General features: G+C 51.2%; 11 protein-coding genes. 5 read left to right on the top strand and 6 right to left on the bottom strand.

Features of this window, described 5'->3' with window-relative positions; translation table 11 throughout:
* Positions 1–208 precede the first annotated feature (208 nt).
* A complete protein-coding gene (locus FTO68_RS07315; RefSeq protein ID WP_255332730.1) occupies positions 209–955 on the top strand; it encodes a HesA/MoeB/ThiF family protein in 747 nt (248 codons plus the stop codon).
* A gap of 1 nt (position 956) precedes the next feature.
* Positions 957–1,817, top strand: coding sequence for a methanogenesis marker 8 protein (locus FTO68_RS07310; protein ID WP_255332729.1), 861 nt, complete (start codon positions 957–959; stop codon positions 1,815–1,817).
* A 6-nt stretch (positions 1,818–1,823) separates the two neighbouring features.
* Here FTO68_RS07310 and FTO68_RS07305 read toward each other — a convergent pair whose 3' ends face one another.
* Positions 1,824–2,456: a DUF5591 domain-containing protein gene (locus FTO68_RS07305; RefSeq protein ID WP_255332728.1), complete on the bottom strand. Its 633-nt coding sequence runs from the start codon at positions 2,454–2,456 to the stop codon at positions 1,824–1,826.
* Between the two features lie 116 nt (positions 2,457–2,572).
* Here FTO68_RS07305 and FTO68_RS07300 point away from each other — a divergent pair, with 116 nt between their 5' ends.
* Positions 2,573–2,713: a zinc ribbon-containing protein gene (locus tag FTO68_RS07300; protein WP_255332727.1), complete on the top strand. Its 141-nt coding sequence runs from the start codon at positions 2,573–2,575 to the stop codon at positions 2,711–2,713.
* 86 nt (positions 2,714–2,799) lie between these two features.
* Here FTO68_RS07300 and FTO68_RS07295 read toward each other — a convergent pair whose 3' ends face one another.
* The 4 genes from FTO68_RS07295 to FTO68_RS07280 all read right to left on the bottom strand — a co-directional run bounded on the left by FTO68_RS07295 (position 2,800) and on the right by FTO68_RS07280 (position 4,235).
* Positions 2,800–3,060, bottom strand: a complete 261-nt coding sequence (locus FTO68_RS07295; RefSeq protein WP_255332726.1) for a hypothetical protein — start codon at positions 3,058–3,060, stop codon at positions 2,800–2,802.
* Positions 3,061–3,064: 4 nt separating this feature from the next.
* The gene (locus FTO68_RS07290; RefSeq protein ID WP_255332725.1) at positions 3,065–3,301 is read right to left on the bottom strand and encodes a hypothetical protein; all 237 of its coding nucleotides are present in this window, start codon (positions 3,299–3,301) and stop codon (positions 3,065–3,067) included.
* Between the two features lie 88 nt (positions 3,302–3,389).
* Positions 3,390–3,650 carry a hypothetical protein gene (locus FTO68_RS07285; RefSeq protein ID WP_255332724.1) on the bottom strand — a complete coding sequence of 87 codons (261 nt, stop codon included), beginning with the start codon at positions 3,648–3,650 and terminating at the stop codon, positions 3,390–3,392.
* Positions 3,651–3,662: 12 nt separating this feature from the next.
* On the bottom strand, positions 3,663–4,235 hold the full coding sequence (locus FTO68_RS07280) for a hypothetical protein (protein WP_255332723.1): 573 nt from the start codon (positions 4,233–4,235) through the stop codon (positions 3,663–3,665).
* Between the two features lie 229 nt (positions 4,236–4,464).
* Here FTO68_RS07280 and encB point away from each other — a divergent pair, with 229 nt between their 5' ends.
* Positions 4,465–4,776, top strand: coding sequence for an encapsulin nanocompartment ferritin-likeEncB family encapsulin nanocompartment ferritin-like cargo protein cargo protein (gene encB / locus FTO68_RS07275; protein WP_255332722.1), 312 nt, complete (start codon positions 4,465–4,467; stop codon positions 4,774–4,776).
* 35 nt (positions 4,777–4,811) lie between these two features.
* On the top strand, positions 4,812–6,182 hold the full coding sequence (locus FTO68_RS07270; protein ID WP_255332721.1) for a hypothetical protein: 1,371 nt from the start codon (positions 4,812–4,814) through the stop codon (positions 6,180–6,182).
* A gap of 67 nt (positions 6,183–6,249) precedes the next feature.
* Here the strand turns inward: FTO68_RS07270 and FTO68_RS07265 are convergent, their stop codons facing one another.
* Complete coding sequence (locus tag FTO68_RS07265; protein WP_255332720.1) at positions 6,250–7,077, bottom strand: ATP-binding protein; 828 nt, start codon at positions 7,075–7,077, stop codon at positions 6,250–6,252.

Here is a 7,077-nt window from a genome sequence, read left to right as displayed (position 1 = left end):
GCCGGGTAAGAGGGTATATCTCAACTGTGAAGAAGAATGAGGGGTCAGTACTTGCCGCCATCAAAGGAGCATTCAGGAGAGAACCCTTCATGCCCACTGTGGCTTACAGGTATAGCTGACCAGTTACAACAAAAGACCCTAAAATTCCCCCCTCACGAAGAATGATATGATCCCTCCACCCATACACATTAGAGCCGGAGAACAAATTGTGCTATCCCCAGATGAACAGAGACGCTACTCCCGCCAGATCATGCTCTTTAGCGAAGAAGGGCAGGAACGGCTGAAGAAATCAACCATCTTCATCGCAGGAGCCGGAGGGCTTGGCTCTCCGGTTGCACTCTATCTTGCAGCTGCTGGTGTGGGACAGATTATCATTGCAGATAATGATCTCGTTGAGCTTTCGAACTTAAACCGCCAGATCATCCATTTCACCCGCGACATTGGCGAGAGGAAGAGCGAATCAGCCAGGCAGAAGATAGAGGCAATCAATCCTGAAGTCATTATCAAGGTGCACCATATCACCATCGATTCAGAGAATATTCTGGACCTAATCGATACTGCAGACGGGATTGTTGATGCAATGGACAACTTCGAGACACGGTACCTCCTGAACAAAGCGGCATGTGAGAAGCAAATTCCGCTCTTCCATGGAGGAATCCATGGCTTCTCAGGCCAGGCAACGACGATCATCCCCGGCAGAACCGCCTGCCTCAGGTGCATCTTTCCACATGCACCCCCTGAAGAGACATTTCCTGTGCTTGGGACAACTGCCGGGTTCATCGGAGTCGTTCAGGCAAACGAGGTCATAAAATACCTGACGGGCACAGGTATGCTCCTTGAAAATCGCCTCCTCCTCTGGGATGGCGAGAGGGCTGAAGTGGATATAATCGCATATGAAAAGAATCCCAACTGTCAGGTTTGCGGGAATACAGACGATAATAATGTGGTGAACTAAGATGCCATCTCAACAGGACGAGCATATTATTGAGGCGAACGGCCGGGCACGGATCGTGATCAGAAACGGTAACGTGATGGAGGTGGGTGATCCGCTCATCCGTGACTGCCCCCTTGCAAAGCGGTTTGCATACCCGATCCCTGAGATGACAGGGGAGCATATTGTCGCAAATATCACCCACCGGATACAGGCATTCGGGATGTGCACACCTGCACGCAAGGTGTTGGATGACCGTGAGTTTGTCGGATTTGGAGCATCCGAGATCATCAGCTTCGGGATGAGGTCGGGCATGCTGGATGCCGCCGTCCTCGCATGTGATGGAGCCGGAACTGTGATCGCACCAACACCCTCGCTGGTACAGGGGATCGGCGGCAGAATGTCGGGACTTGTCTCTACCACTCCATATCCTTCAGTCATCAGGAGAATTGAGGCAGCAGGCGGTATCGTCATCTACCCGGAAACTGCAGCGATTGACCAGATTGGGGGAGCTTCGCGGGCAGTCGCAGAGGGATTCACCGGGATCGCCGCCACTGTGGCTTTGCCACAGGATGCAGAGGCGATCCGGGGCTTATATCCGAATGTGCTGATCATTGGTGTCCATACAACCGGCCTCACCGTTGATGAGGCGCAGGCACTTGTGGATGCAGCCGACCTGGTTACAGCCTGCGCATCCAGACCAATCCGCGAGATCGCAGGAGCAGCAGCACTCGTCCAGGCAGGTGTTTCGGTGCCGGTCTTTGCGATGACAGAGAAGGGAAAGGAGATCGTAATCGAGAAGATCCGGCAGTCTGATGAGCCGGTCTTAATCAAGCAGGCAAAACTCCCGGCAGGTGGCGGTATACATCCGGAACCCTTGATCTGAGGAGAATCACTCGTTTTTCAGGCACTCGTTTCTGAACCGGACAAGTTCTTCACAGAACTCCCCGAGATAGTCATCCATAGAGAGGCTCCCTTCCTGGAAAGCACAGTCTCCCTCTTCAATCACCTTGTTGATGATATCCCGGGTAGGAAGTATGAGATCGAATCTAATCCCGGCCTGCTCAGCCCCGCGGATCAAAGCCTCCCGGAAGATTCCAAGGCAGTAGGCGATCCGGTACTGGTAGACCCCTTTCGTTTTTGTGAGATACCCGGCGACTCGCTCAGTCTCGATCCGAAGGAAGTCGTCAAGGACTTTCTGGTCTTTGACCTTGCCGAGCATGTACTTATAATGGGCATAGGGGTACATCTCCTCAAGCTCAGACGGGACGATCCCGCAGGTTCCGAAGACGACGATATGGTACTGATCTTCAGAAAAGACCTGCGAGATGACCATTTTAATCAGCTGGTGGCTCGGGCTTGCGCTGTAGGGTTTCCGCATCGCACAGGGGAGGAAGAACCCGATATCCTTTGGCTCGACATCATATTCATCGATGATATACCGGTAGGACTGTTCAAATTCCGGCAGGTAAAAGGGAGGATCGGTGAGGAGGGGCTTGTTGGAGGGGTTTATATTGCTGCCCATAGTTGTCTCACAGATATTGGTTGCAGAAGAGGATGAATGGTGCGGATGGGTTAATGTTAGTTGGACCCTGTTGTCATTCCAGAAGATTTATATTCGCAAACATCCGAACATTAATCATGTCAATCAAATGTGGTGACAAGCCCGGAGAGGGCAGGTATGTCTGCAAGAAATGTGGAAAGTCGATCACCCTTAAAAGCAAGGACGAGGCGATCTACCCCTGCCCGCTCTGCCAGTTCTGCGAATATCGGCAGGGTTGATCCAGGCGCAACGCATCAGAACCAACACCCTTTTTATTTCGATCCAGTCGGGGAGAGCTGGATCCTACCCATATATGGCATATTAATCAACGATATGAATTATACCACTGCTCATAGTCCTTATGATCTGCAAAACAGTGGAGGATATACAGGGTATCTTCATGAATCTCGTAAATAATCCGTGCCTGTCGCGTCACCTTCTCAACATGAGAAGGGATACCGTATCTCAGATGCTGCCGGGTAGGCATGGATCGTATCTTTTCGAAATGCGAGAGGAAGAGATGCTGAGGATCGTCTGGTGGCCTTTCAAACTCTTTTCGTGCAGCATCCAGGAAGAGGATCTCCATTCGATCACTTCGTAATGAGCCGTTTCACCTCATCCAGAGAGGTAAGAAGAGTTGTACCGGCCAGAGCCTCGACCATCTCTATGGAGACCCCTCTGTGAACCAGCATCAGCTCTTCCTCTTCAATCATCCTTTCATATGCGAGGATAGCCTGCCGAATAACCTCCGTCTGATTCCCCGCATATTCCTTGTCGATGATCCTCCTGATCGCCTCTTCATATGGTCTTCCAATAGTAATGTTCATAGAGATCCCCCTTGAGCATACAATAAATATACACTCAGCAATATATTAATTGATCATAGCCCCAGGTGAGAGAGAAAAGTCTGGCACACTATCTGACCCGGCGACTCTTCCCAATCCGGATAAGGCACCCATATATTCCAAGGCCGACAAGGGCCGCCCATACCGGCATCAGCAAAACAAACGCACCCAATCCTCCGGAAGCTATCGCCACCATCACCACAGAGAAACCAAGGAGCCGGGCAGACTGCACCCGAGCCCAATCAAGAGGCTCTCTGCTCCGGTCACCCACAGAAAGGATCGGGCTCTTTCTGAGGAGGACAGGGATGAAGAGGAGAGGGGCAGCAAGCACCAGGATGATAAGCTATGATGAGTCCGGACGTATGAGGGGGGGCAGGGTGATCCCAAAGAACGCTGCATATGCAGCAAGGCCGATAACAAGAACTGCGGCGAACCATATCTGACGGAAATCTGGTTCCTTCAGCCGCGAATCAAGGATAAAGGCAGCTAAAGCTGCAGGCCATGCCAGCCAGAAACCCCCGGAAACCAGCCAGCCGGCAAGAAGGAGGAGAGCAGCAGAATCAAGCACCCCGGCAGGCTGCCCTGTCGTCCGGTTCACTATCCTGAGAAGGAGCAGCATGAAGAATGAAATCAGAAGACCGGGCTTTGGAGCAATGAGAAGGAGAGGAATACAGATTAGAACAGGCAGAAACGCAGCATACTCTGAGTCAGGATCAAGCTCCCGGGAGATGGCCCATGCAAGGATTATGGCAATACCAGCGATAAAACCCTGAAGAATGGCGGGAAATAGGGATGCCCCCAGGTACAAAGATGAACCTGCTGCCCCTGTCGAGATAAGGATTGTCATGATGATGATCGCCCGGTTTGTCGGGTACATTGGATCAATGCGGCGTGCGATGGTCGTCAACTGGTGCATGATATCCTCTCTTTTATTTCTGATGAACTCAGAGTGAGCCGCAGGATAAGAAATAGCCTTCCCACGGAAAAAAGGGGTGCAACAGCATTTCAACCACCACAACACCCATTCCCATCACGAAAATATTCTCGATGATAGCTGGTTTTCCCACCAAGAACACTTATAACCATGAATGCCGTACTAAGAGAAAGGGCTCGATCAACAGCCTATAGAAAACAGGAGGAATTCAATGCCCGAATTTGCAAATCCATTCGCAGGAAACAATATCGACCGAAAGATCTCCCATGATGAACTCATCCGCACCGTCCGCTACAGCATGGCAGCCGAGTTTGAGGCAATCCAGCTGTATATGCAGATCGCAGATGCAACCGACAACCCTCTTGCAAAAGAGGTCTTAACCGACATCGCAAATGAGGAGAAGGTACATGCAGGGGAATTATACCGCCTCCTGATGGAGCTCGATCCAGAAGAGGGAGAGTTCTATGCAGAAGGTGTCAAAGAGGTTGAAGAGGAGATTGAGAAGTTAAAAACAAAGAAATAACTACTTTTTCTTTTATTACGCATATTTTTAGAAGAATGCACCCACACACTCTATCTCACCGATCCACCCTCCGCCTCATAGCCACCCTCCTCTTCATCCTGATCTCAACTATAGGGATCACCTCAGCTGATCTGGTCATAAACTGGGAGATCACATCCGGAGAGTACGATGAAACACGTGCTTTTGATATCCAACAGACAGATGATGGCGGATACATCATCGTGGGAGCAACCATTCACCCAGGGGAGGAAGGATATACGGTCCCAAGCCCGTTCTACCAGGCATATATCATCAGGGTGACCAGTAGCGGGGAGAAACTCTTTGAGAAGACGATCGATGACGAGAGAACGAGAGCCATCAGCAGAATCATCAGGACGCAGGATAGCACGTACGCGATGGCCGGTTCTATAAGCGATCCACCGAACCATGACTCGGACGCATACCTCGCACAGATGGATAAAGACGGGACTATCCTCTGGGAGCGGGCTTATGGAGGAGAGCACTATGATAGTGCATTCGATCTTGTGGAGGTGGAGAGTGGCGGATTTGCCATCATCGGAGTGACAACCAGGACCGAAACCCACCCAGATCAGGACATCTACCTCATCCGGACAGATGATGCTGGTGACATCCTCTTTGAGAAGAGCTATGGTGACAAATACACTGATAGTGGTCACTCCATCAGCAAGACCCGTGACGGAGGGTTTATTATTGCCGGAGATGGCGCATTCAGCCTGATCAGAACAGATGAGAGCGGTAGTATCCTCTGGACGAAATCACTCAGAGAATCTTCAGATGTCGGGTCAGGAGTTCTCACAACACCAAACGCGATCATGGAGACCTCAGACGGAGCATTCATTGCTGCTGGCACAACCCTCTCTAATGATGGAGATGGATTCACGCTCCATGCATCCCTTATGAAGATAGACCAAAACGGTGAGATCATCTGGCAAAAAGACTATCCGGGGGATGGAGTGAGTTCATTCAGCTCAGTTGTACAGCTGGAGAGCGGAGATATTTGTGCTGTTGGGGGGACCGGCAAACCCGACCCGTTGGGCAATCCCCTCTTCACAGAAGAAAGCTCCATCTTTTTAGTACGGATCGATGGATCCAAAGATCCCATCATGCAGACCTCCATCAGAAGAGGAGGATATAGTACAGGAAACGCACTCCTTATCTCAGATGACGCATTCATCATTGCAGGGAGTGTATCAACAGAGAAAGGAGGGGATGAGGGCGACGATAAAAGAGGAGAGCGAACCCGGGCTTTTGCGATATCACTCTCAAACGATGGTGATGAAATGCCAGTGAAAGAGCAATCAGCATCCCTCTTCTATGCACCAATTCTTGCAGTCCCATTATTCATCTTCAGCAGATGGAGACGAATAATGAGAAGGGATTCTTAGTTTTTTTTGGCCTGTGCATTCATCCCACAGGAGAGGTGTAATCATAAAAGAGGGAGAGATTGATCTCTCACTCCCGTACCCCGCCAGAAACCGTGATCGTCTTCTCGATAATCGGTATATCAACACCTGCCTCCTCAAGTGCCCGCTCAACCACATACCTGACACCGGAACAGCAGGGCACCTCCATATGGGCGACGGTGATCGTTTTGATCGTATGCAGAGTAAAGATCTCAACCAGAATCTGGATATATCCTTCAATATCAGAATCCAGTTTCGGGCAGAAGTTAACCAGCACACGATTCTTCAGGAGATCAGCATGGAAATTCCCGTACGCAAACGGGACGCAGTCAGAGGAGACGAGGAGGTCGGCATCATCAAAGCAGGGTGCAGCCGGATTGATGAGGCGGAGCTGAACCGGCCACTGCCGGAGTTCAGATGGTGCCGGGGCACCAGCTCCCATCATGTCATCCCGGATGATGGTGTGCGGAGCCGTTCCCGGGCAATCCGGGTGGATGCATGGATCCTCTGCCGGCCCCTTCTCCTTATAGGGTACCGGGATATCATGTTCCTGGAGATAGGCAATCGCCTGTTCATAGAGATCCATCCGGTCATGCCTGTCCAGATGCTCAAGATGCGCCCGGATGACACCTTCGCCTTTGGAGACGATCGTCCGCATCACCTCCCATTCATCATAAGGCTCAGCCTCGCGTTCAATGACCGAGATTGCCCCTTCCGGACAGGTGCCGATACAGGCGCCAAGGCCATCGCAGAAGAGATCGCTGACCAGCCTGGCTTTTCCTTCGATGATCTGAAGTGCTCCTTCCGGGCAATCGGGGATGCATTCGCCGCATCCGGTGCAGAGATCCTCGTCAATCATGATAATCTGTCGTTTCAT

The organism is Methanocalculus taiwanensis (assembly GCF_024372745.1).
Lineage (GTDB): Archaea > Halobacteriota > Methanomicrobia > Methanomicrobiales > Methanocorpusculaceae > Methanocalculus > Methanocalculus taiwanensis.
Note: the sequence above shows the minus strand (reverse complement) of the source record. Positions and strands in the feature narration are given on the sequence as shown.

What these genes read in the sequence shown, in the direction of transcription:
- FTO68_RS07310 (WP_255332729.1), top strand. Translation starts at nt 957, where the DNA reads ATGCCATCTCAACAGGACGAGCATATTATTGAGGCGAACGGCCGGGCA.
- FTO68_RS07305 (WP_255332728.1), bottom strand. Translation starts at nt 2,456, where the DNA reads ATGGGCAGCAATATAAACCCCTCCAACAAGCCCCTCCTCACCGATCCT.
- FTO68_RS07300 (WP_255332727.1), top strand. Translation starts at nt 2,573, where the DNA reads ATGTCAATCAAATGTGGTGACAAGCCCGGAGAGGGCAGGTATGTCTGC.
- FTO68_RS07295 (WP_255332726.1), bottom strand. Translation starts at nt 3,060, where the DNA reads ATGGAGATCCTCTTCCTGGATGCTGCACGAAAAGAGTTTGAAAGGCCA.
- FTO68_RS07290 (WP_255332725.1), bottom strand. Translation starts at nt 3,301, where the DNA reads ATGAACATTACTATTGGAAGACCATATGAAGAGGCGATCAGGAGGATC.
- FTO68_RS07280 (WP_255332723.1), bottom strand. Translation starts at nt 4,235, where the DNA reads ATGCACCAGTTGACGACCATCGCACGCCGCATTGATCCAATGTACCCG.
- encB (WP_255332722.1), top strand. Translation starts at nt 4,465, where the DNA reads ATGCCCGAATTTGCAAATCCATTCGCAGGAAACAATATCGACCGAAAG.
- FTO68_RS07270 (WP_255332721.1), top strand. Translation starts at nt 4,812, where the DNA reads ATGCACCCACACACTCTATCTCACCGATCCACCCTCCGCCTCATAGCC.
- FTO68_RS07265 (WP_255332720.1), bottom strand. Translation starts at nt 7,077, where the DNA reads ATGAAACGACAGATTATCATGATTGACGAGGATCTCTGCACCGGATGC.